Below are 24,542 nucleotides of genomic sequence, written 5' to 3'. Positions count from 1 at the left end.
TTATAAAGGTTTAAGATTATGAGACATCGAAAAATCGGACGTCAGTTAAATTGTAATAGTAGCCATCGTAGTGCCATATTTAAAAATATGGCATGTTCATTATTAACTAATGAAATTATAAAAACTACTTTAGCAAAAGCGAAAGAATTACGTCGTATTGTTGAACCTATGATTACTTTGTCAAAAATAGATAATGTTGCTCATAGAAGATTAGTTTTTTCAAGAATTAGAAATAATGAAGTAGTTGCTAAATTATTTCAAATTTTGGGTCCTATTTTTTTACGTAGATGTGGTGGATATACTCGCATTTTAAAATGTGGATTTCGATCTGGAGATAAAGCTCCTATGGCTTATATTGAACTTGTAGATCGTGTTAAAAAAAATATAAAAAAAAGCAGTATTAAAAATATTAAAAATTGATTTTAGATTAAATAAATATTATTATGCTATATATTTAAGCAAACGGAAGTCGACCGTTTGCTCGTTTTTATTTTAAACATTAGTTCAAATATTTATAATAATACTTTTCCACATTTAAAATAATTGTTTTTTGAAATTATTGTTTTTTTTATGCTTAAAATATTTTTCCCAGGTAATTGTATTTTTTCAATGTTTAATATTTTATTTATTGTGTTTACCTGCATTCCATGTTCATTAATAGAAATAATTTCTCCTATTGAATAATTATAAAGAGTATTGTTTATTGTTTTTGCTTGCCAAACTTTAATAGGTATTTTATCCATAAAAAAATAACATATTGGCCAAGGATTGAAAGCGCGTATTAATCGCTCTAAAAAATCAGCACTTTTATTCCAATTTAATAATGCATCTGTTTTAAGAATTTTTTTTGTAAAAGTTGCATATTTTTCGTTTTGTTGAGTTTCTTCAAAAATATTATTATTTATTTTATATAAAGTTTTTATTAATATTTTAATCCCAATTTTAATTAACTTTAAAGATAATGTTGCTGATGTTTCTGTAGAAGATATCGAACATTCTTTTGACATTATTATATTTCCAGAATCAATTTTGTTATTCATTTTAATAATGCTTACTCCAGTTTTTTTATCTCCCGATAGAATTGCTGATTGAATAGGTGATGATCCTCTCCATCTCGGCAACAGCGAGGCATGCACATTAATACATCCTTTAGGAAACATAGATAATATTTTTTGAGGTATTATTTTTCCATATGAAACTACGATCATAATTTCTGCAGAAAGACTTGATAATATTTTTTGAAAAGTTTCATCACTTAGTTGTAATGGTTGAAAAACAGGAATATTTTTTTTAATTGCTGCTTGTTTTACAGGAGAAAAAATTATTTTTTGCCCTCTTCCATGTGGACGATCTGGTTGAGTGATTACAGCTTTAATGTTGTATTTCAAATTTATTAAAGCAGATAAATATTTTTCAGAAAAGCTTGATGTTCCAGCAAAAACGATTGTTAGTGTTTTCAAGTTAATTTATATCCTTTTAAGATATTTTATTTTTTTTTGAAACTTTTTTTTGATTCTTTCTTTTTTTAATGATGATAAATAATCTATAAATAATATCCCTTTTAAATGATCAATTTCATGTTGTATACAAATAGATAATATTGATTTTGCTTCTATTTCTATTTCTTTTCCAAATAAATTTGTTGCTTTTACTTTTATATAATCTGAACGTGGTACAAAATCGCGGTATTCTGGAATAGACAAACATCCTTCCTGAATACTAACATTTCCTTTTTTTTCAATAATCTTAGGATTAATAAGTATTAAATGATCTTGCTTAAAATTTTCTTTACTAATGACTACAATTTGCAATTGTACATTGACTTGTGTGGCTGCCAAACCAATTCCTTCGTTTTCATACATGGTATCTAACATATTATAAGTGAATGTTTTTATTTCTTTTGTAATGATACTTACTGGTTGCGCAATACATCTTAATTGTGAGTTAGGATATTGTAATATTTTTAAAACAGACATATATTTATTTATATTATTTTTAAAATTGTTTAATTTTATAGTATAAACTCTTTTAATATATTTAAAAGTTAACTTTTAATACTTTTAAAAATTTTTCAAGTTTGATTTAAATAAAATTTTTTATATTAAATTAATTTAATAATTTTTAACATATTGTACAGTTTAATTGTTTTAAACATTCACAATATTGAAAAAATTCATATTTAAAGCGTTATTAAAGACTCAAATTTTTTTAATATTTAATTGAGGATATGATGTTTGAAATATTAATATATTTATTTGAAACCTGTGTACATAATGAATCAAAAATATCTATTGATTATGACAGTTTAAAAAAAGATTTATCAGATATAGGTTTCCATAAAAAAGATATTTATAATGCATTACGATGGTTAAAAAATTTATCTTCTTGTAAAAAAAATAATTTTTCATCTATTAGTTTAACCTCTGATCAAATTTCAACACGAATTTATAATCAACAAGAATTGTTTAAATTGAATTCTGATTGTCGTGGTTTTATACTATTTTTAGAGCAATTAGAAATACTAACTTTAGATACGCGCGAAATGGTTATTGAACAAATAATGGATTTAGAAATTCGCGAATTAAATCTAGAGGATTTAAAATGGATTATTTTAATTGTTTTATTTAATTCCCCAGGTTGTGAAATAATGTATAGGAAACTTGAAAATTTATTATTTAATTTTACTAAAAAAATAATACATTAAGTTTTAAACACATGATTTTTTTGACATGAGAATTGTTTAATGAGAAAAAGCTTTCATCTAAATTCATTAATATATTGTATACAAAAATTATATTGTAAGAAAATAATTGCATATCCTACAGAATCTATGTTTGGATTAGGGTGTGATCCTGATAATGAAAAAGCAGTTAAAAACTTATTGAATTTAAAAAAAAGAAATATAGAAAAAGGTTTTATATTAGTAGCCGCTTATTATAATCAGATACAAAAATATATTGATGAAAATCAACTGTCAATAAAGCAAAAAAAAAATATGTTTAATTATTGGCCAGGTTTTTTCACGCTTTTATTACCATCGAATTCTTCGGCGCCGTATTGGTTAACTGGTAAGTATAACACCGTAGCTGTTCGTATTAGTAAGCATCGGAGTATAGTGAAATTATGCACTATTTTTGGAAAACCATTAATATCAACAAGTGCAAATTTTTCAAATATGTCTCCATGTTGTACTAAAGAAAGTGTTTTAAAAAATTTTGGTAAAAATTTTCCATTGTTAAACGGTGATATAGGCAATGAAAAAAATCCTTCTAAAATAATTAATATTATGAATGGAAAATTAGTTCGCTATGCGTAAATGTAAAAACAAAAATTTTAATTATGCTTTGTTTGGAAACCCTGTTAATCATAGTCTATCTCCGGAAATTCATAATTTTTTTGCAAAACAAACTGGTATTTTGCATATATATAAAGCTATTAACATTCCGTTAGATCGCTTTTCTTGTGTAGTTTCTAATTTTTTTGAAAATAATATTAATGGTGCAAATATTACTGCTCCTTTTAAAAAAGAAGCATATTTTTTTTCTAATCAATTAAGTGAAAGAGCTCAAATTGCTCAATCTGTTAATACATTAAAAAAAGTAAATAATAAATATTTTTTAGGAGATAATACCGATGGTATTGGATTGATTTCAGATTTGAAGAGGTTAAAATTTATAAAAAAAAATTTTTCTATTTTAATATTGGGCGCGGGTGGAGCAGTTCAAGGTATTCTTTTGTCAATTTTGTTATTTGGATGTTCAGTTGATATTTTAAATAGAACAGATTTGAATGCTGTAAATTTAGTGAATCAATTTAAAAAATATGGAAATATTAAAATATTTCAAGCAAATAGTTTAAGAAATAAATATTTCGATTTAGTTATTAATGGATTATCCAGAAATATTGAATATCAAAATATTTTTATTCCATCACATTTATTTTCTTCTAAAACTTTTTTTTATGATATGAATTACGGATTAGAAAAAACATCTTTTCTTAATTGGTGTGAAAAGATTAATGCTAAGCATGTTTCGGATGGAATAGGAATGTTAGTTTTTCAGGCAGCTCATTCTTTTTTACTATGGCATGGTATGCTACCAGAGATTGATTATATTATCAATTTTTTAAGCAAAAAATCGTTTAATATATCAAGTAATTAAATTATTTAAATAATATTTTATATATTTATTTTAATATTAAAGAAAAGACTTGACTCTTTTTTTTCGATCTGTATTATTATAATACTTATCAAAATGATAATTTTCATTTAAAAGTCCCCTTCGTCTAGAGGTTAGGACATCGCCCTTTCACGGCGGCAACAGGGGTTCAAATCCCCTAGGGGACGAAATAAAAATAATTTTTTCAAATTAATTATATACTAATTTAAATTATTATGTTATTCTTCTTTAAGTGTTAAAACATACGCAAATAAAGCTCTTTAAAAATTCGGAAAACAAGCATATATTTTATTTAAAAAAACACCTGTGGGTTGTAAGGTTAAGCAAATAAGCGTGTATGGTGAATGCCTTGGCAGTCAGAGGCGAAGAAGGACGTGCTAATCTGCGAAAAGCGTCGGTAAGCTGATATGAAGCGATATAACCGTCGATATCCGAATGGGGAAACCCGATACATTATTTGTATCATTATTAATTAAATTAAATAGATTAATAAAGCAAACCAAGGGAACTGAAACATCTAAGTACCTTGAGGAAAAGAAATCAATTGAGATTCCCTTAGTAGTGGCGAGCGAAAGGGGAAAAGCCCAGAGCTATAATCAAATCATTTTATAGTAGAATGATTTTGGAAAATTCAGCGATACATGGTGATAGCCCAGTATACGAAATAAAATGTTTTGTGAGTTCGAAAAGTAGAGCGGGACACGAGAAATCCTGTTTGAATATGGGGGGACCATCCTCCAAGGCTAAATACTCCTGACTGACCGATAGTGAACTAGTACCGTAAGGGAAAGGCGAAAAGAACCCCGGCTAGGGGAGTGAAATAGAACCTGAAACCGTACACGTACAAGCAGTGGAAGCATTTGGAAACATGAAATGTGACTGCGTACCTTTTGTATAATGGGTCAGCGACTTGTATTCTGTAGCAAGGTTAACCGAATAGGGGAGCCGTAGGGAAACCGAGTCCTAAATAGGCGTTAAGTTTCAGGATACAGACCCGAAACCCGGTGATCTAGCCACGGGCAGGTTGAAGGTTGGGTAAAACCAACTGGAGGACCGAACCGACTGATGTTGAAAAATCAGCGGATGACCTATGGCTAGGGGTGAAAGGCCAATCAAACCGGGAGATAGCTGGTTCTCCCCGAAAGCTATTTAGGTAGCGCCTCGTGAATTCATCTACGGGGGTAGAGCACTGTTTCGGTTAGGGGGCCATCCCGGCCTACCAATCCGATGCAAACTCCGAATACCGTAGAATGTTATCACGGGAGACACACAGCGGGTGCTAACGTTCGTTGTGGAAAGGGAAACAACCCAGACCGCCAGCTAAGGTCCCAAAGTCATAGTTAAGTGGGAAACGATGTGGGAAGGCATAAACAGCCAGGATGTTGGCTTAGAAGCAGCCATCATTTAAAGAAAGCGTAATAGCTCACTGGTCAAGTCGGCCTGCGCGGAAGATGTAACGGGGCTCAAACTATGCACCGAAGCTGCGGCAGCAAAAATTTATTTTTTTGTTGGGTAGGGGAGCGTTCTGTAAGCCATCGAAGGTATATTGTAAAATATGCTGGAGGTATCAGAAGTGCGAATGCTGACATGAGTAACGATAAAGCAGGTGAAAAACCTGCTCGCCGAAAGACCAAGGTTTCCTGTCCAACGTTAATCGGGGCAGGGTGAGCCGACCCCTAAGGCGAGGCTGTAAAGCGTAGTCGATGGATAACAGGTTAATATTCCTGTGCTTAATTTTATTGCGAAGGGGGGACGAAGAAGGTTAGGTTATCCAGGTGACGGTTATCCTGGTTTAAGTGTGTAGGTATGATAATTAGGCAAATCCGGTTATCTTTAATCTGAGGCACGATGACGAGTCATTAAGGTGATGAAGTAACTAACACCACGCTTCCAAGAAAAGCCTCTAAGCTTCAGATAAAATTAAATCGTACCCGAAACCGACACAGGTGGTTAGGTAGAGAATACTAAGGCGCTTGAGAGAACCCAGGTGAAGGAACTAGGCAAAATAGTGCCGTAACTTCGGGAGAAGGCACGCTAATTTAAGTAAAAGGATTTTCTCCTTGAGCTAAAGTTAGTCGAAGATACCAGCTGGCTGCAACTGTTTATTAAAAACACAGCACTGTGCAAACACGAAAGTGGAAGTATACGGTGTGACGCCTGCCCGGTGCCGGAAGGTTAATCGAAGGAGTTAAAGGAAACTTAAAGCTCTGAACTGAAGCCCCGGTAAACGGCGGCCGTAACTATAACGGTCCTAAGGTAGCGAAATTCCTTGTCGGGTAAGTTCCGACCTGCACGAATGGCGTAATGATGGCCAGGCTGTCTCCACCTGGGACTCAGTGAAATTGAAATTGCTGTGAAGATGCAGTATACCCGCGGCAAGACGGAAAGACCCCGTGAACCTTTACTATAGCTTGACACTGAATTCTGAATTTTAATGTGTAGGATAGGTGGGAGGCTAAGAAGTTAAAATGCTAGTTTTAATGGAGCCAATCTTGAAATACCACCCTTTACAATTTGGTGTTCTAACCTAGCGCCGTTATCCGGTGCAGAGACAGTGTCTGGTAGGTAGTTTGACTGGGGCGGTCTCCTCCCAAAGAGTAACGGAGGAGTACGAAGATTGGCTAATTACGGTCAGACATCGTGAGTTTAGTGCAAAGGCATAAGCCAGTTTGACTGTGAGCATGATAATGCGAGCAGGTGCGAAAGCAGGTCTTAGTGATCCGGTGGTTCTGTATGGAAGGGCCATCGCTCAACAGATAAAAGGTACTCCGGGGATAACAGGCTGATACCGCCCAAGAGTTCATATCGACGGCGGTGTTTGGCACCTCGATGTCGGCTCATCACATCCTGGGGCTGAAGCAGGTCCCAAGGGTATGGCTGTTCGCCATTTAAAGTGGTACGCGAGCTGGGTTTAGAACGTCGTGAGACAGTTCGGTCCCTATCTGCCGTGGGCGTTGGAAGATTGAGAGGGGCTGCTTCTAGTACGAGAGGACCGAAGTGGACGCATCACTGGTGTTCGGGTTGTCATGCCAATGGCATTGCCCGGTAGCTACATGCGGAAAAGATAAGTGCTGAACGCATATAAGCACGAAACTTGCCTCAAGATTAATCTTCCCTGAAACAGAAATGTTGACTGAAGGGACGTTGAAGACTACGACGTTGATAGGCTAGATGTGTAAGCATAGTAATATGTTGAGCTAACTAGTACTAATGACCCGAGAGGCTTAACCTTACAACACCAGAGGTGTTTTAATTAAATAAATTTAATCAAAGCTTGTTTTACTGAATTTATTGTTGTATTAATATATATATATATTATAATAGCATTATAAAAATAACATGTCTGGTAAAAATAGTATAGTGGTACCACCTGAATCCATTCCGAACTCAGAAGTGAAACGCTACTACGCCGATGGTAGTACGGGGACTCCCCGTGTGAGAGTAGGTCAATTCCAGACATAAAAAAACCCGAAAAAGTTTTTTCGGGTTTTTTTATATGTAAAAAAAGATTTTTTATTAAAATCAGCAATTATAAAACATTTAATGTTTTATAAAACATAAATTTTTTTAAAATAAACATAAAAATTCTTTTTTTAATACATTACTTTCTAGCTAACAATAGATTTACATGTTAATCTATTAAAAATTTTCTATTATTTTTGATTTTTTATCTTGTTATGGTAAAAATCATTTATAATTATTTTAGTTCGTTTTTTAATTTAGTATATTTTTATGTGAAGGTAATATAGATGTCCAAGATTAAAGGTAATGTTAAGTGGTTTAATGAATCTAAAGGTTTTGGTTTTATCACTCCAGAAGATGGAAGTAAAGATGTATTCGTGCATTTTTCAGCTATACAAAGTAATGGATTTAAAACTTTAGCAGAAGGTCAAAGTGTTGAGTTTGAAATTACTGAAGGAGCAAAAGGACCATCTGCTGCTAATGTTATTAGCTTGTAATAATGTATCTATAATTTTTTTAATATTAAATAAATATTAAATAAATATTAAACAAATATTAAATAAATATAGATAGCAATTACATATCTTTTTAGTACGGCTCTTTATCGAGCTGTACTATATGAAATATATTTTGTGATTTTTATATCTTTTTTATAAAACCATTCTAACCATATTTATCCTACTAATATCATGATACAATGTTTCAATTTGTTTAAAGTTTTTAGCACATATCGTAATTGAAATAGAAATATAATTCCCCCTGTTACTTGATTTAACTTGAGGTGTATAATCTCCAGGAATCTGAATTTGAATGACTTTTATTATTTGATCAATAAGTTCAGGTTGCGCTAAACCAATGATCTTATAAGTAAAAAAACAAGGGAATTTTAACATTTCTCGTAATTTTGTCTTCATTAATTAATCCTGGTTTTATTTTTTATAAAAAATTGCTAATTTTAGAATAAATTCCATAAAATATTTTATAAAAAATATATAATTGTTTTAAAAATTAAATGTATTTTTCAGTGCTTTTAATTATTTTAAAATTTGATTAAAATATATAAAAATTAAAATTATAAACAATGTAATTAGTTTATCATATTGGCAATATAGAAAATAATATATTTTATATTATTTTTTTTAAATTTTTTACAGGAAGATTATGTTAAAAATTTTTAATACATTAACTAGAAAAAAAGAAATATTTATACCTATTGAAAATAAAAAAATTAGTTTATATGTATGCGGAATTACTGTTTATGATTTTTGTCATATTGGTCATGCACGTACTTTTATTTTTTTTGATATGATCGTGCGTTATTTTAAATTTTTAGGTTTTAAAGTACAATATGTTAGAAACATTACAGATATTGATGATAAAATTATTTTAAAATCTTTAAAAAAAAATATTGATATTAAAAGTTTTTCAAATGAAATGATTCATTCAATGAAACAAGATTTTTTACGTTTAGGAATTGATTTTCCTGATCAAGAACCACGAGTGACAGATCATATTTGTGATATAATTAAAATTATTCAAAAATTAATTAATAATGGTAATGCATATATAAATAGTGAAGGTGATGTTGTTTTCTCAATAGATAATGACAAGTCATACGGCTCTTTATCTCGTCAATCTTTAAAAGATTTAATTTCTAATAAATATTTTACTTCAAATCAATTTAAAAAAAATCCACTAGATTTTGTACTTTGGAAAAAGTCTAAAGCAAAAGATAAATTTTTTTGGGAATCCCCTTGGGGAAAAGGAAGACCTGGATGGCATATTGAATGCACAGCTATAACGAACGTTATTTTTAAAGATCATATTGATATTCATGGGGGTGGTTCAGATCTTTTATTTCCCCATCATGAAAATGAAATATCTCAAACAAAATGTTTTAATGATAAATTTAAAATTAATTTTTGGATGCATTCTGGTATGGTAGTAACAAATAATCAAAAAATGTCTAAATCTTTAGGTAATGCGTATTTCTTAAAAGATATTTTACTTGAATATCAACCTGAAGTATTACGTTATTTTTTCTTATCTACACATTATCGTCATCCTATTTATTACTCTGAAAAAAATTTAAAAACAGCTGAATTATCATTGCGGTATTTATATAATGCGTTATATGATACAAATCCTATTCCTAATTCTACAGAAAGTATAAATTTAGAATTATTATTTTATGATGCAATTAATAATGATTTTAATACTCCCAAAGCATTTTGTATTTTAACAAAATTAGCTAAAAAAATTAACTATTTCAAACATCATAACTTATATAAATCTAATTTACTTGCTTTTAGATTAAAAAAATTAGCTATGACTTTAAATTTTTTATCAGACACACCTGTAAATTTTTTACAAAAGAAATCTTTTTTAGATGAAGAAGAAATAAAAAAAATTGAAATTTTAATTAAGAAACGAAATATTTTTAGAAAATTAAAATTATGGAAAGAATCTGATCAATTACGAAAGGAAATAAAAAAATTGAATGTAATTTTAGAAGACACTCATGATAAAACATTCTGGAGATATAAGAAATAGCCGGTTTTATTGTTTATTTTTATTTAAATATCATGATATTTTTCACAGGCTTCTAATGTATTTTGAAGTAATGTTGCTACAGTCATTGGTCCTACTCCGCCTGGAACTGGAGTTATATAAGATGCCTTTAAACATGCTGATTTAAAATCAACGTCACCGACTACAACGCCATTTGGTAATCGATTAATTCCTACGTCAACCACGATAGAATTTTTTTTTATCCAATTTCCTTGTAAAAATTTTGGTTTTCCAACAGCCACAACTAATAAATCAGCTTTACTTACATGGTTTTTTAAATTCTGAGTAAATCTATGAGTGATAGTCGTTGTGCATCCTGCTAATAATAACTCCATACTCATAGGTCTACCTACTATGTTAGATGCCCCGACTACAACTGCGTTAAGTCCATGTGTTTTAATATTCATATGATTTAACATTGTAATTATTCCTTTAGGTGTACAAGCTCTCAAAGTAGGATTTCTTTGGCATAATAATCCTGTATTATATGGATGAAATCCATCTACATCTTTATCTGGTCTAATGCTTGTAAAAATTTTAAAATGATTTATTTTTTTAGGAATAGGTAGTTGAATCAAAATACCATCTATATTTATATCATTATTTAATTGGTTAATAAGGTTTAATATTTTATCTTCGTTAACACTATTTGGAAAATTCCAGTATTTAGAAATTAATCCTACATTTTTGCAAGCTAATATTTTTTTATTTACATAAATTTGAGAAGCAGAATTGTTTCCTATTAAAATCATTGCTAAACCTGGAATTCTTTTCCCATATTTTTGTCGTTTTCTAATTTTTTTTGAAATGTTTATTTCTAAAATTTTTGCTATTTTATTACCGTCTATAATTGTTGCTGGCATTTTTTAATGACTCGATTAATTGATTTATGCAATGAAAAAATTATTTAGAATGAACATATTTTTTAAAACATGATGTTAATTTAGTTGCATATATATCATTTTAATGTTAAATTTTATATTGTATGTTGATGCGTTCTTAGCTCAGATGGATAGAGCAACGGCCTTCTAAGCCGTAGGTCACAGGTTCGAATCCTGTAGAACGCAAAAATTCATTAGTTTTTACTTGCTATTATTTTTTCTATTTTATTATAAATAATATCAGGTTTTTTTGTTCCGTCGAGTTGAAAAAATTTTAATTTTTTTAATTTTTTTTCTTTTAAATAATATTCATTTAATTTTTTATGATTTTCTTTATAATTTTCAAGTCTATTTTTAATACTTTCAATAGTATCATCTTCTCTAATAACAAGTGGTTCTTTTGTAATATCATCTTTCCCTTGTTCTTTTGGAGGGTTAAAATTAATATGATAAGTTCTTCCTGATTGTACATGTATTCTTCTTCCTGATATTCTTTTGAATATTAATTCGTCGGGAACAATAAGTTCAAAAATAAAGTCTATCTTAATATTTAAACTTGATATATATTTTGCTTGTTCGATTGTTCTAGGGAACCCATCTAATAGAAAACCTTTAATATATTGTTCTTTTTTTATTTCTTTATAAAGAAGATCACAAACAATATTATCTGAAACTAATTCTCCATTTTTTAAAATATTATATATTTTTTTTCCAATTTTATTTTTTGATTCAATATTTTTACGTAATATATCTCCTGTAGATATTTGTTGGATTTTATATTCTTTTGAAATAATTTTAGATTGAGTGCCTTTTCCAGTACCTGGAGCGCCTAATAAAATAATATGCATAGTTTTTTTTGAAATAGTTGTAATATTTAGATTACTACTATAGAAGTAGTAATCATATTTTTATAATTCTATAAATAATTTATTCATTCTAGAAATGAATTCATGGGGGTTATCTAGATTACCTTTTTCAGCTAATAACGATTGATCTAACAATAGTTTGATCCATTCTTCAAACATTTTATTATCACTAATTTTGCATATTTTTTTGATTAACTCATGTTTTGGATTAATCTCAAATATATATTTTAATTCGGGAACAGATTGACCTGCAGCAGTAAAAAGTTTAGCCATTTGCGTGCTCATTTCATTTGAATCACTTAATACAATGCATGGAGTATCTGTTAATCTGTTTGTTAATCTAACAGATTTGACTTTATCGCCTAGTACTTTCTTAACTTTGTTTAAAAAATTGATTGTATCTTGCGATGTTTTTTCTTTTTCTATTATTTTTTCTTTTATAAGGTTATTTAATGAAGCATCTTCTTTACTAATAGATTGAAACTTTTTACCTTCAAACTCAACAAGATAATTCATCATCCACTCATCAATTCTATCTGATAACAATAAAACATCAATATTTTTTTTATTAAATAATTCAAGATGAGGACTGTTTTTAGCAGATATATAACTATCAGCAGTGATATAATATATTTTTTCTTGTTTTTCAATCATATTAGATACATATTGTGTTAATGATACTGTTTGTTCTGAACTATTATTTTTAGTTGATGTGAATCGTAAAAGATTAGCTATTAAATTCAAGTTTTCACTGTCTTCTGCAGGACCTTCTTTTAAAACTAAACCAAACTGATTCCAAAAAGATTGATATTTTTCATGATCATTTTTAGATAATTTATCTAACATTTGTAACGATTTTTTTGTTAATGCTTTTTTTAGATTGTGAGTGATAGAATTATTTTGTAATATTTCTCTAGAAATGTTTAAAGGTAAATTATTCGAATCTATTATTCCTCTAATAAATCTAAGATAGTTCGGTAAGAATTCTTGAGAATTATCCATAATATAAACACGTTTTACGTATAATTTTAAACCATTTTTATTTTCTCGATTCCAAATATCCCACGCTGCTTTTTCTGGAATATATAATAAACTAATATATTCATGATTACCTTCTACGTGATTATGACTCCATGCAATAGGATTATTTTGATCATTAGTTAAATATTTATAAAATTCTTGATATTCTTTTTCGTTAATAGATGATTTTTTCTTGGTCCATAGTGCTTGAGCTTTATTGATTTGTTCCCAAAAATATGTTTTATTTTTTTCATCATATATTTGTATTTCTACTGGTACAGTAATATGATCAGAATACTTATTAACAATACTTTTAATTTTCCATGTTTCTAAAAACTCATCTTCTTTTTTCTTTAAGAACAATGTAATTTCTGTACCTTGTGTTTTTTTTACAATGTTTTCAATATTATATTCCCCTTCTCCTGAAGATTCCCATAATATTCCATCATTAGATTTATTTCCAGCAAATTTTGTTCTTACTAATACTTTATCTGAAACTATAAAAGATGAGTAAAAACCAACTCCAAATTGACCTATTAATTCATTTTGTATATTATTTTTTTTTCCTTCTAAAGACTGCAAAAATGTTTTTGTTCCTGATTTTGCAATTGTTCCTAAATTTTCAATTATATCTTTACGTGTCATTCCAATTCCATTATCACTAATCACTAGTGTTCTTTGTGATTTATTAATAGAAATTTGAATTTTTGGCGCTTTATTAAACAATTCTGGTGATGATATGGATTCAAATCGTAATTTATCTATTGCATCTGATGCGTTAGATATTAATTCTCTTAAAAAAATTTCTTTATTTGAATATAAAGAATGAACCATTAAATGTAATAGTTGTTTTACTTCAGACTGAAAATTATACGTTTCCTTTTTCATTATATTCATAATTTAATCCTTAATTAATTGAAAATATAAAATATTTTTTAAAATTTATTTTAAATATTTGCAGTTTATATTGGCATATTAAATCCAGGTGGAAGTTGCATTCCTGTCGATATAGCGGACATCTTTTTCTTTTGTACTTCAGAGATTCTTCTAGTTGCATCATTAAACGCAGCAGCTGCTAAATCTTCTATCATATCTTTATCATCATCTTTTAATAAGCTTGGATCTATTTCAACACGTTTACAGTTATGTGATCCATTAATAGTTACTTTGACTAATCCTGCGCCCGCTTCACCTGTAACTTCTATTTTAGCTATTTCTTCTTGTACTTTTGTCATTTTTTCTTGCATTTGTTGAGCTTGTTTCATTAAATTACCTAACCCACCTTTACTAAACATATTTTTCTCACTTGTGAAATTTTTATAAATATTTAAATAAAAAATTATTATTTATTTTTCATTTCCGTAATTGCTTGAAGTAAAGTCATTGTTACACCTATTTTATGATTAGGTGAAAAAATTAGTCTTTTTCTTCCATTTAATAAAATTTTATAACATATTTGAATATCTTTTTTATTTCCGTTATATACTATGTCTTGAACGTTGTGTTGATAGTTGTTATGAATGTTATCGTTCCATTTTAATGAATATATTTGTTTCATAGCAATATGATATAATATGCGCAACATTTCTATTAGAATATTTTCCCATTCTATATTTATCTTATCCATTTTATTTAATAAAAACATCATTTTTTTATGGTCTTTTTCTAATAAATATTGAGTTAATAAATAAATATTTTTTTTATTTGGAATACCTAACATTATATTAACTTTCTTTAAATTAACGTTATTTTTACTGAAGCTAATAGCATGTTCTAATAAATTTAATCCATCTCGCATACTACCTTTAGAATATTCAGAGATTATTTTTAAAGCATCTAGATCAAAATTAATATTTTCATTTTTTAAAACAAACTTTAAATAATTGCAAATATCTTGTTCAGATAGTATATTTAATTTAAAACATAAGCAACGAGAGAGAATAGTTTTAGGTATTTTTTCTATATTTGTTGTTGCCAAAATAAATTTAACATGTTTAGGTGGTTCTTCTAACGTTTTTAAAAGTGCATTAAAACTATGTCGAGAAAGCATATGTACTTCATCAATTAAATATATTTTAAATCTACTTTTGCTTGGAGAATAATAAATATTATCTAATATTTCTCTCATTTCTTCTATTTTTGTTCTTGAAGCTGCATCGATTTCAATAAAATCTATTGAAGTTCCTGTTTCTATTTCTTTACAATTATTACATTTTCTGCAAGAAGTAGAGCTGATATTTTTTTGACAATTTAAACTTTTAGCCAATAACCGACCAATAGTAGTTTTTCCTACACCCCTAGTTCCGGACAGCAACCATGCATGATGTATTTTTTTCATGCAAATAGCATTGCATATTGCAGTAACAATATGTTTTTGACCAATAATTTCTTTAAAGGATTGAGGGCGATATTTTCTTGCTATTATTTGATAGTTCATATTTTTTAAAGATCATTAGTAATATCAGTTTATTTTTGAAGTTAAAATTTTTTAAATATTAGTTGTAAATTATATTTTTAGTGTGTAAAATGTGAAATTCAATTTTTTTATATTAATACTATAATTACAGAAGATTCTGTTAGACCTAAACACTGTTAAGTTGAACAATGAGTCAGATCTGGAAAGAAGCAGCTAAATCAATGCATGCAGGTGTTTAGTTATAACTAACAGGATCTTCTAAAATAAAATATTTTAATATTTAGATAATTGAAAATTATACATGTTTGAATAATAACCTTTTATTTTGAGCAATTCTTTATGAGTTCCCAACTCTACAACTTTTCCTTTATCTAATACTACAATGAAATCTGCATCAACTATTGTAGATAGTCTATGCGCTATAACAATTAATGTTGTGTTTTTTTTGATAGCAGTTAAAGTTTTTTGAATTAATTTTTCTGTTTCAGAATCAATATTAGCAGTTGCTTCGTCTAATATAAGTATCTTAGGATGTTTTGTAAGTATTCTAGCAATAGATAGTAACTGTTTTTGTCCTGAAGATAAAGTATTACCTTCCTCTCCTAACATAGAATACAAACCTTTTGGCATAGATTTGACTAAAGAAAAAAGATTAACAATTTTCAATATTTTCCATATTTTATCTTCTGATATTTTTCTTCCTAATGTAATATTTGCAAAAAAAGTATCTGCGAAAATTATTGGATCTTGTTGCACTATTAATATAGTTTCTCTTAAAATATCATGACTGATAGAACTAATAGGTTTTTCATCAAGGTATATTTGACCATGTTGAATTGGATAATGTCCCATTAGTAAATTAGCTAAAGTACTTTTTCCACTACCTGTTTGACCTACAAATGCAACAAAACTTTTAGATGGAATATTTATATTAATATTATTAAGTATATGGTTTTGGTTTTTTATATAGCTAAATGTAAGATTTTTAATATTAATTTTTCCAATTTTTATTTTTTTTTTATTTTTTCCATATTCTTGTTTTTTTGAATCTATAAGAGAAAATATTCTTTCTCCAGCTACAATTGCTTGTTGTAATATAGATTGTTGAATCGTTATTGAAATTAAGGGTTCATTAAGACGCCCTAAATATGTAATAAAAGCATATAATATACCTATTTCAGGTATTTTATGGGTTAAGCAACTAAATGAAAAAATAAAACTACATAATACTAAAGATGATATTAAACTTAGTAATGGTCGAAGTAGAAAACCATCTAATTTTAATATTTTCATACGTGCGGAATAATGCAATTGACTACTGTTTTGAATATTTTTTTTAAATCTATGTTCTTGTCTAAATTGCTGAATAACATTCATTCCATTAATTATTTCATTAAATTTATTGTTAATGTTGGCTAAATAATATCTAACGTTTCTAAGTAACGGAGTGCTATAGTATTGATAAATGGACATAACAATTATTACTAATGGTATAATAAAAGTTGCAATTATTGCCATACGCCATTCCAAGGTAAACATTGCAAATAATATAATTACAATTAATGTTATGCTTCGAGATAAATTAGGTATCACAGTGTCATATAATTCTTTAATCACTTCGGTATCGTTCGTGACTTTAGAAATTATTTGACCAACAGGTTGTAAGTCAAATTCAAAAATAGGTTGTTTTATAGCTGCATTCATAACATCATTTCGTAATTTATTAATTACTCTTACAGCGATTTTATTAAAATAAATGCTTTGAAAATAATTTAAAAAAACTGCTACTACCTGTAGTATGATAAATGAAATTAAAATTACAAGTGTTAATTGGAAATGAAATTGATGTTTATATAAAATATTATTAATAAAGTAACTAATTAAAATTGGCCCTAATACTTCTGCAGTTGAGCCACTTAAAAGCAAAAAAAACGCTAATATAATTTTTTTTTTCCAAGGTATTGTATATTCTATTAAACGCTTTAAAATTGGCCAAAATTCTATGAAATGATTCATGTTATAAATTTCTCATCTATTCTTAATTATCCTCAATTTTTTTGTTTTGTTGGTTATATACAGATTGATACCAATTTTGTTCTTTTATTAATTTTTTATGAGTTCCTTTTTGAATAATTGTACCTTTTTTAATAACAATGATTTCATCTGATTTAATTAATCCAGATAAACGGTGCGCTACGATTATTATCGAACATCTAGTTTGTTTCCATTTTTGTAAGTTATTTAAAATATTATTTTCAGTGTTTCCATCTACTGCAGATAAAGCATCATCTAAAATTAATATTTCTGTATTTAATAATAGCGCTCGAGCTATAGAAATGCGCTGTTTTTGACCACCAGATAACATTACTCCACGCTCTCCAACTTCTGTTTGGTATCCCTTAGGTAAGCATATGATATCTTTATGTATGTCTGCTAATTTTGCTGCTGTCTCGACTTCGTTTTTAGAAGCGTTTGGTTTTCCTAAAGCAATATTATTATATATATTATCTGAAAATAAAAATGCAGTTTGATTCACAACAGAAATTTTACTTCGCCAATGATCGACTTTGAATTGTAACAATGGAATTGAATCATAAGTTATTTCTCCTTTAGTAATTTTAAATTGTCTTTGGATTAATTTCAACAAAGTGCTTTTTCCAGAACCAGTTGGCCCGCAAATACCTAAAGTTTTTCCTGGTAAAAGAGTAAAATGAATTTTTTTTAAAGATGCAATATTACTTTTCGGATAAAAAAAAGAATCAATATGAACATGTATTATTTTTGCAATGTTAGATATAGTTTTCTTGCCATCTTCAATGTATAGTTTTTTATTAATAATTAAATAAATTCTTTCCCATGCTGCACTACCTCTTTCAACAATATTAAACATCCATGCTAGTGCTAACATTGGCCAAATCATTAAACCTAAGTACATGACAAAACTTGTTAATTGGCCTATTGTGATCGTTTGATTCCATACTAAATACCCACCTACGGTAATAGCTAGAACATTAGAAAATGCTACTGATAAGTAAATAACCGGATCAAAACGTGCATCTATTTCTGCTACTTGCATATTTTTTTTTCCAGCTTCATTGACAATTTTATTAAATTTTTTTAATTGATTTTTTTCTAATCCAAATGATCGAATCATTCGAATACTGGTTAATATTTCTTGTGTGTGGTTATTTAATAAAGAAAATAAATCTTGTGATTTTCTAAATTTATCATGTAATTCTCTTCCATATTGTTTAATTAAAATTGCCATAATAGGCATGGGTATAAGAGCAATCGTTGTTAACAACCAGCTAATTTGCGTAATCATAATAATTAATACAGATAAACCCATGATAGATGAATCTATGAGAGTTAAAACACCCTCTCCTGCTGCAAATACAACACGATCTACATCATTTGTAGCTCTAGCAATTAAATCTCCAGTTCTATTTTTCAAAAAAAATATTTGACTTTGATTGCTTAGATGTGAATAAAATTTTACTCTTAATTCTGTTGCGAGATTATAAGAGGCTCCGAATAATAGAATTCTCCATAAATATCTTAATATATATATAGTAATAGCAATTAAAAAAATTATCAAAATCCAAGGTGCTGTTTTTATGCCACTTATCTTTTCTTTGACAATTAAATCTGTTAAAACTCCAATTATTTTAGGCGGTATTAATTGCAATAATGCTATTATTATTAATAACACAATAGATCCTAGATAGCGTTTCCATTCTTGTATAAAATACCATTTTAATTGTTTAAACAATCTCACAATATAATCCTAGCATGTAAATATTAAAAATATATATTTTAACGTTATATATCGTTAATTGACTGTATTTTTAAAACTAATAAATTAAAAACATTTTTCTCTGTTCTTAATATATAATATTAATTATAATATCTCTAAATAACATATAAAAATAAAATATGAATAAAAATAAGAAAAAAATACTAATAGTTTTTAGTGGTGGGCAAGATTCAACAACCTGTTTAATACATTATTCTCATTTATATAAAGAAATTTATTGTATTACTTTTGATTATGATCAAATACATAAATCCGAAATTGATTCTTCTCGTTTTATATCAAAATACTTTAAAGTGAAAAAACATATATTCATAGATATTAAATTTTTAAAAAATCTTGCTAAAAGTAGCTTAACTGATAAAAATATTTCTATTTTTAGTAGTCATCAATTAAATCCTTTATTACCTAGTACTTTTGTTCCGGGTCGAAATATTTTATTTTTAACTTTATCTTCTATATACGCTTTTAATAATCAAATTGATTCTGTTGTTTTAGGTGTTAATACTGTTGATTTTTCTGGTTATCCGGATTGTAGAAATGAATTTATTGAAACTATGAATCGTGTTATTCAAATCGGAATGGATTATCAAATCAATTTTAAAGTTCCTTTGATGAATTTAAGTAAAGCAGAAATATGGTCTTTATCGCATTATTGGAATTTAAGTGAATTTATTTTTAATCATACAGTAACTTGTTATAAAGGTTTAGTGGGTAATGGATGTGGTCAATGTAAAGCCTGTTGTATTCGTCGTGACGGATTTGATAAATGGAAATCTAATCCTGCATATTACATGAAAAAATTGAAAAAAAAATTTAATTTTTATGATTAATTATATTTGTAAACGTATTTATCACGTTGAATTTAAAAATATTTTGTTTTTTCGTATATATTTATATGTTTTTTATTTGGTTATATATAATTTTAGATTTTTTATGAAGATTTTTAATAATACAATTAAATATTTTTTCTATGTTATTTTTTTCTAAATATTTTATAATCATTTCTTCTTCATTATTTGAAAATTTTTCATTATATACTTTTGATATAAATGCAATTATAAAATTTTTGTTTTTATCTTGGTACATAATATAAATTTTTTTTTCGTTATTTTTATATGGTATTGAAAAAATTTTATCTACGATCGGATTATCATCATACCTAGAAAAGATTTCTGAGTGGTTAAAAACTATATTTTTTTTTCTTAAAATATCTTGGTTTCCATGGTTCAAATTAAATAATACTTGTTTTATTGCTTTTTTGGTTTCTTTAACTGCTTTAGAATATTTTAAAATTTTTATAATATTTTTTTTCACTGCTTGAAAATTTTTTAATTTTTTTTCTTTAAAATTATTTATGGTTAATAAAAATAATTGATTATTTTTTAATTCAATTAACCCTGAATGTGACCTCATTTTTTTTTCTCTATCTAGCAATCCTTGTGTGAAAATTATTTTTTTTAATGTAGTATTTGTCAATATTTTTGGGATAGAATATTTATCAAACCAAGGTGTTTCTATTGATTTTATATTAATCTTTTTTTCGATTAAATCAAATCTATCTTTATGTGTTTTAGATAACAATAAGATTTTATTTTTTAGATTATAATAAATAGATAAAGCTTTTTTTTGTTTTATTTCAGATGTAATTATATTGAATACTTCAGAGATTTTTTTTGTTTGTTTAACTAGAATGTTATTTAATTTAATAATTAAAAATTCATGATTAAATTTAATAATATTAGAAATTTGATTTATTGTGTTTAAATTCGATTTTTTTATTTCTTCAGGCATGGAATTAATTGTTATCCATCCGATGTTTCCTCCTTTTTTAGAAGAGATTGGGTCTATTGAATTTTCTTTAGCTATTTTTTCAAAATTTTCTCCTTTTTTTAATCGTGATAATATCAATAAAGCTTCTTTTTTAGTTTTTATCTGAATGATACTATAATTTCTTTTTTCTTGTGTTGTATATTTTTTGAGATTTTTTTGATACCAGTTTTTAATTTCTTCATTATTACACTTAATATTGAATTGCTTTGGTTCTATGTGAATATAACTAATTTTAAATTTTTCTGGATCATAAAATTTATTTTTATTTTTTTTAAAATAGTTCAAAATTTCTATATTATTTACGTTTTGATTTTGTATAGAATGAATTTTAAAAATAGCTTTTTTAATTGTTCTTTTTTGAGTTAATAAGTTTAGTGTATTTTTTTTTTCACTATCTAATATAAAATCTGTCTCCGCAATAGTATTAATTAAATTTATTGTGTTTAACTTTTTTTTAATTAGTTCTATGTATTCGTTATTTGTTAAGTTAAGTGATTGTAAATAGTTTAAATATTTTTTATTATTAAATTTATTATTTTCTTGAAATATATCAGAGTTGAATATTACTTTTTTAACTGCATTGTTACTTAAGTGAAATTCAATATTTTTTGCATATTGTTCCAACAAAATATTATTGATTAACTGAGATAATACATAATTATATATTTTCTGTTTCAGTGTTTTTTTATCAACTAGATTAAGATTTTTTTTCAGTATCTTTTTGTTTTTGTTTAGTTCGATATTAAACATATTTTGAATTGTTTCGAAACTAATTTTTTCTTGATTAACTTCCGCAACATATTTTTTGGTATCTTTATGAATATAATTATTTAACGTACCAAATATTATTGATAAAATAATTATTCCTAAAATACATTGAATCACAATACGTTTTGATCTTGTTTTAAAAAATTGCATCATTATAAAACGGTCCTAAATATTCTATTAAAATTTTTTTAATATTTTAATTTATTATAAAGGCTGACAATTTTGCCAGCCAAATTTATGTTTTATATAATATAAGCATATTTTATAATTATATATAAGGTTTTTTTTCTAAAGCTAATATTAAAACTTCTTTAATATTTTTTACTGGATGTATTTTTAATCCATAAATAATATTTTTTGGTATTTCTTCTAAATGACGCTGATTTTCATATGGTATTAAAACAGTTTTTATGCCTCCGCGATGTGCTGCTAATAGCTTTTCTTTTAATCCTCCAATAGTTAGTACCTTTCCTTGTAAAGTGATTTCTCCGGTCATTGCAATATTAGATTTAACAGGATTGTTTGTTAGAGAAGAAACTATAGCAGTGCACATTGCAATTCCAGCACTTGGCCCATCTTTAGGAGTTGCACCCTCTGGGACATGTACATGAATATCATGTTTTTCATAAAAATCTTTTTTGATTCCTAGTTTGTCCGCTTGTGATCGAACTACTGTTAGTGCAGCTTGAATTGATTCTTGCATCACTTCACCTAAAGAGCCAGTATAGGTAAGTTTTCCTTTTCCTGAAACACATGCTGTTTCAATTGTTAACAATTCTCCACCAACTTCTGTCCATGCTAATCCGACTACTTGTCCGATTTGATTGATACGATGTGTTTTACCATAGTCAAATCGTTTTATTCCTAAAAATTTATTTATATTTTTTTTATTTATTTCAATATGTTTTATAGATTTATCTAAAATTAATTGTTTAACTACTTTTCTACATATTTTAGATATTTCACGCTCTAAACTACGAACTCCAGCTTCTCTTGTATAGTATTGAATAATACACATTATTGCGCAATCAGTAATAGTGAGTTCATCTTTTTTTAAAGCATTTCTTTCAATTTGTTTAGGATATAAATAAGATTTTGCTATATTTAATTTTTCATTTTCTGTATAACCAGATAGTCGAATAATTTCCATTCTATCCAGTAGTGGAGTAGGTATATTCATCGAATTTGAAGTTGCTACAAACATTACATCAGAAAGATCATAATCTACTTCTAAATAGTGATCATTAAAATTCACATTTTGTTCCGGATCAAGTACTTCTAATAATGCGGAAGCTGGATCCACTCTAACATCACAAGACATTTTATCAATTTCGTCGAGTAAAAATAATGGGTTTTTTACTTTTGCTTTAATCATTTTTTGAATTAATTTTCCAGGCATAGATCCTATATATGTACGACGGTGACCTCTTATTTCTGCTTCATCTCTTATTCCACCTAACGCCATCCTGACATATTTTCTACCTGTTGACCGTGCAATAGACTGACCTAATGATGTTTTTCCTACACCTGGAGGACCAATTAAGCATAAAATAGGTCCTTTAACTTTATTTGTTCTACTTTGTACTGCTAAATATTCTAATATTCTTTCTTTTACTTTTTCAAGTCCAAAATGATCAATATCAAGAATTTTTTTAGCTTCCTTAATATCTTTTTTTATTTTCGTTTTTTTATTCCATGGGATTTGTATCATCCAATCAATATAACTTCTTACTACAGTTGCTTCTGCAGACATTGGTGACATCATTTTTAGCTTTTGCAATTCTGATTCTGTTTTATCTTTAGCTTCTTTAGGCATTTTTAAAGATTTAATTTTTTGTTTTAAAATTTTATTTTCATCTGGAACTTCGTCCATATCACCTAGTTCTTTTTGAATAGCTTTTATTTGCTCATTTAAATAGTATTCTCTTTGGCTTTTTTCCATTTGTTTTTTAACGCGATTTCTAATTCTTTTTTCTACTTGTAGTAAATCAATTTCTGATTCCATTATAGTCATTAAAAATTCTAATCTTTTGTTTATATTTTTTATTTCTAATACTGATTGTTTATCGCTTAATTTTAACGGCATATGTGCTGCAATTGTATCTGCTAATTTTTCCGAGTTTGTTATATTATTAAGAGTATTTAATATTTCCGATGGAATTTTTTTATTCAGTTTAATATAAGATTCAAATTGATTAATTGTTGTTTTAATTAATACTTTTTGCTCTTTATTTAACGTATTAGAAATATTAATTAATTCTACTTCAGCGATATAATGTTCTCCTGCGTCAATTAAATTTTTGATATATGCACGTTGTAATCCTTCAACTAATACTTTTACTGTACCATCTGGAAGTTTTAACATTTGCAAAATTGAACTAATGGTTCCTACATGAAACAAATCATTTATTTTTGGGTCATCTTTTGATGCTTCTTTTTGTGCAATTAACATAATTTTTTTATCATTATTCATAGATGTTTCGATGCATTTAATTGATTTTTTTCGACCTACAAATAATGGAATAACCATATGAGGATATACAATTACATCTCTTAATGGTAAAACGGGAATTTTAATGCGTTCAGAACGCTCAGAATTCATAGAGCTCTCTCTTAGTTGAATTTCCGCTGATGTTTTTAAATTTGAAAACTGCAAGATATAAAAATATACAGTTATATTTATAATCGATTTAATAATCGTTTTATATTTAATATATAGATTTTTAAAAGTAA

Annotated in this window: 19 protein-coding genes, 2 tRNA genes, 2 rRNA genes and 1 other RNA gene; 12 read left to right on the top strand and 12 right to left on the bottom strand. The window is 27.2% G+C overall.

The annotated features are described in order from the left end of the window. Window positions 1-18 precede the first annotated feature (18 nt). The gene (rplQ, locus tag IX46_RS02480) at window positions 19-420 is read left to right on the top strand and encodes a 50S ribosomal protein L17 (protein WP_053940418.1); all 402 of its coding nucleotides are present in this window, start codon (window positions 19-21) and stop codon (window positions 418-420) included. Window positions 421-512: 92 nt separating this feature from the next. On the opposite strand, the gene fmt is transcribed toward rplQ, so the two are convergent. Together fmt and def are read right to left on the bottom strand one after the other, a co-directional pair. Continuing rightward, window positions 513-1,460: a methionyl-tRNA formyltransferase gene (gene fmt / locus IX46_RS02475; RefSeq protein WP_053940417.1), complete on the bottom strand. Its 948-nt coding sequence runs from the start codon at window positions 1,458-1,460 to the stop codon at window positions 513-515. 6 nt (window positions 1,461-1,466) lie between these two features. After that, window positions 1,467-1,976, bottom strand: coding sequence for a peptide deformylase (gene def, locus IX46_RS02470; RefSeq protein ID WP_053940416.1), 510 nt, complete (start codon window positions 1,974-1,976; stop codon window positions 1,467-1,469). A 254-nt stretch (window positions 1,977-2,230) separates the two neighbouring features. On the opposite strand from def, the gene IX46_RS02465 reads away from it, so the two are divergent. The 7 genes from IX46_RS02465 to cspE all read left to right on the top strand — a co-directional run bounded on the left by IX46_RS02465 (window position 2,231) and on the right by cspE (window position 8,137). Next, window positions 2,231-2,704 carry a DUF494 family protein gene (locus IX46_RS02465; protein ID WP_053940415.1) on the top strand — a complete coding sequence of 158 codons (474 nt, stop codon included), beginning with the start codon at window positions 2,231-2,233 and terminating at the stop codon, window positions 2,702-2,704. 39 nt (window positions 2,705-2,743) lie between these two features. Beyond that, window positions 2,744-3,316 carry a Sua5/YciO/YrdC/YwlC family protein gene (locus IX46_RS02460; RefSeq protein ID WP_053940414.1) on the top strand — a complete coding sequence of 191 codons (573 nt, stop codon included), beginning with the start codon at window positions 2,744-2,746 and terminating at the stop codon, window positions 3,314-3,316. After that, entirely contained in the window at window positions 3,309-4,160 is an 852-nt protein-coding gene (gene aroE / locus IX46_RS02455; RefSeq protein WP_053940413.1) for a shikimate dehydrogenase, read from the top strand. Before IX46_RS02460 ends, aroE begins: the two co-directional genes overlap by 8 nt. A 113-nt stretch (window positions 4,161-4,273) precedes the next feature. Then, window positions 4,274-4,345 (top strand) — tRNA-Glu (locus IX46_RS02450). 150 nt (window positions 4,346-4,495) lie between these two features. Continuing rightward, a 23S ribosomal RNA gene (locus IX46_RS02445) occupies window positions 4,496-7,410 on the top strand. Window positions 7,411-7,520: 110 nt separating this feature from the next. Next, window positions 7,521-7,636, top strand: a 5S ribosomal RNA gene (rrf, locus tag IX46_RS02440). A 291-nt stretch (window positions 7,637-7,927) separates the two neighbouring features. After that, window positions 7,928-8,137 carry a transcription antiterminator/RNA stability regulator CspE gene (cspE, locus tag IX46_RS02435; RefSeq protein WP_009874442.1) on the top strand — a complete coding sequence of 70 codons (210 nt, stop codon included), beginning with the start codon at window positions 7,928-7,930 and terminating at the stop codon, window positions 8,135-8,137. 153 nt (window positions 8,138-8,290) lie between these two features. On the opposite strand, the gene ybeD is transcribed toward cspE, so the two are convergent. Continuing rightward, window positions 8,291-8,554, bottom strand: a complete 264-nt coding sequence (gene ybeD / locus IX46_RS02430; protein WP_053940412.1) for a DUF493 family protein YbeD — start codon at window positions 8,552-8,554, stop codon at window positions 8,291-8,293. A gap of 247 nt (window positions 8,555-8,801) precedes the next feature. Here ybeD and cysS point away from each other — a divergent pair, with 247 nt between their 5' ends. Beyond that, window positions 8,802-10,193: a cysteine--tRNA ligase gene (cysS, locus tag IX46_RS02425; RefSeq protein ID WP_053940411.1), complete on the top strand. Its 1,392-nt coding sequence runs from the start codon at window positions 8,802-8,804 to the stop codon at window positions 10,191-10,193. A gap of 23 nt (window positions 10,194-10,216) precedes the next feature. Here cysS and folD read toward each other — a convergent pair whose 3' ends face one another. After that, window positions 10,217-11,074, bottom strand: a complete 858-nt coding sequence (folD, locus tag IX46_RS02420) for a bifunctional methylenetetrahydrofolate dehydrogenase/methenyltetrahydrofolate cyclohydrolase FolD (RefSeq protein WP_053940410.1) — start codon at window positions 11,072-11,074, stop codon at window positions 10,217-10,219. A gap of 130 nt (window positions 11,075-11,204) precedes the next feature. On the opposite strand from folD, the gene IX46_RS02415 reads away from it, so the two are divergent. Next, a tRNA-Arg gene (locus IX46_RS02415) sits at window positions 11,205-11,278 on the top strand. Between the two features lie 8 nt (window positions 11,279-11,286). Here the strand turns inward: IX46_RS02415 and adk are convergent. The 4 genes from adk to dnaX form a co-directional block, all read right to left on the bottom strand. Beyond that, entirely contained in the window at window positions 11,287-11,940 is a 654-nt protein-coding gene (gene adk / locus IX46_RS02410) for an adenylate kinase (protein ID WP_053940409.1), read from the bottom strand. 60 nt (window positions 11,941-12,000) lie between these two features. Then, window positions 12,001-13,875: a molecular chaperone HtpG gene (htpG, locus tag IX46_RS02405; RefSeq protein ID WP_053940408.1), complete on the bottom strand. Its 1,875-nt coding sequence runs from the start codon at window positions 13,873-13,875 to the stop codon at window positions 12,001-12,003. Window positions 13,876-13,940: 65 nt separating this feature from the next. Next, the gene (locus IX46_RS02400; RefSeq protein WP_053940407.1) at window positions 13,941-14,273 is read right to left on the bottom strand and encodes a YbaB/EbfC family nucleoid-associated protein; all 333 of its coding nucleotides are present in this window, start codon (window positions 14,271-14,273) and stop codon (window positions 13,941-13,943) included. 47 nt (window positions 14,274-14,320) lie between these two features. Beyond that, window positions 14,321-15,415: a DNA polymerase III subunit gamma/tau gene (gene dnaX / locus IX46_RS02395; protein WP_053940406.1), complete on the bottom strand. Its 1,095-nt coding sequence runs from the start codon at window positions 15,413-15,415 to the stop codon at window positions 14,321-14,323. A gap of 136 nt (window positions 15,416-15,551) precedes the next feature. On the opposite strand from dnaX, the gene ffs reads away from it, so the two are divergent. After that, window positions 15,552-15,645: signal recognition particle sRNA small type (gene ffs, locus IX46_RS03100), an RNA gene on the top strand. A 22-nt stretch (window positions 15,646-15,667) separates the two neighbouring features. On the opposite strand, the gene IX46_RS02390 is transcribed toward ffs, so the two are convergent. Both IX46_RS02390 and IX46_RS02385 read right to left on the bottom strand, forming a co-directional pair. Then, on the bottom strand, window positions 15,668-17,410 hold the full coding sequence (locus IX46_RS02390) for a SmdB family multidrug efflux ABC transporter permease/ATP-binding protein (protein ID WP_053940405.1): 1,743 nt from the start codon (window positions 17,408-17,410) through the stop codon (window positions 15,668-15,670). A 22-nt stretch (window positions 17,411-17,432) separates the two neighbouring features. Next, window positions 17,433-19,172, bottom strand: a complete 1,740-nt coding sequence (locus tag IX46_RS02385) for a SmdA family multidrug ABC transporter permease/ATP-binding protein (RefSeq protein WP_053940404.1) — start codon at window positions 19,170-19,172, stop codon at window positions 17,433-17,435. Between the two features lie 158 nt (window positions 19,173-19,330). Here IX46_RS02385 and queC point away from each other — a divergent pair, with 158 nt between their 5' ends. Next, the gene (queC, locus tag IX46_RS02380) at window positions 19,331-20,041 is read left to right on the top strand and encodes a 7-cyano-7-deazaguanine synthase QueC (protein ID WP_053940403.1); all 711 of its coding nucleotides are present in this window, start codon (window positions 19,331-19,333) and stop codon (window positions 20,039-20,041) included. Window positions 20,042-20,102: 61 nt separating this feature from the next. Here queC and IX46_RS02375 read toward each other — a convergent pair whose 3' ends face one another. Continuing rightward, window positions 20,103-21,962 (bottom strand): SurA N-terminal domain-containing protein, encoded by a 1,860-nt coding sequence (locus tag IX46_RS02375; protein WP_053940402.1) that lies wholly within the window; start codon window positions 21,960-21,962, stop codon window positions 20,103-20,105. 115 nt (window positions 21,963-22,077) lie between these two features. Beyond that, the gene (gene lon, locus IX46_RS02370; protein ID WP_053940401.1) at window positions 22,078-24,411 is read right to left on the bottom strand and encodes an endopeptidase La; all 2,334 of its coding nucleotides are present in this window, start codon (window positions 24,409-24,411) and stop codon (window positions 22,078-22,080) included. Between the last annotated feature and the right edge of the window lie 131 nt (window positions 24,412-24,542).

This window comes from Buchnera aphidicola (Aphis glycines), from assembly GCF_001280225.1.
Taxonomy (GTDB): domain Bacteria; phylum Pseudomonadota; class Gammaproteobacteria; order Enterobacterales; family Enterobacteriaceae; genus Buchnera; species Buchnera aphidicola_E.
This window is presented reverse-complemented; position numbering and strand designations above follow the sequence as displayed.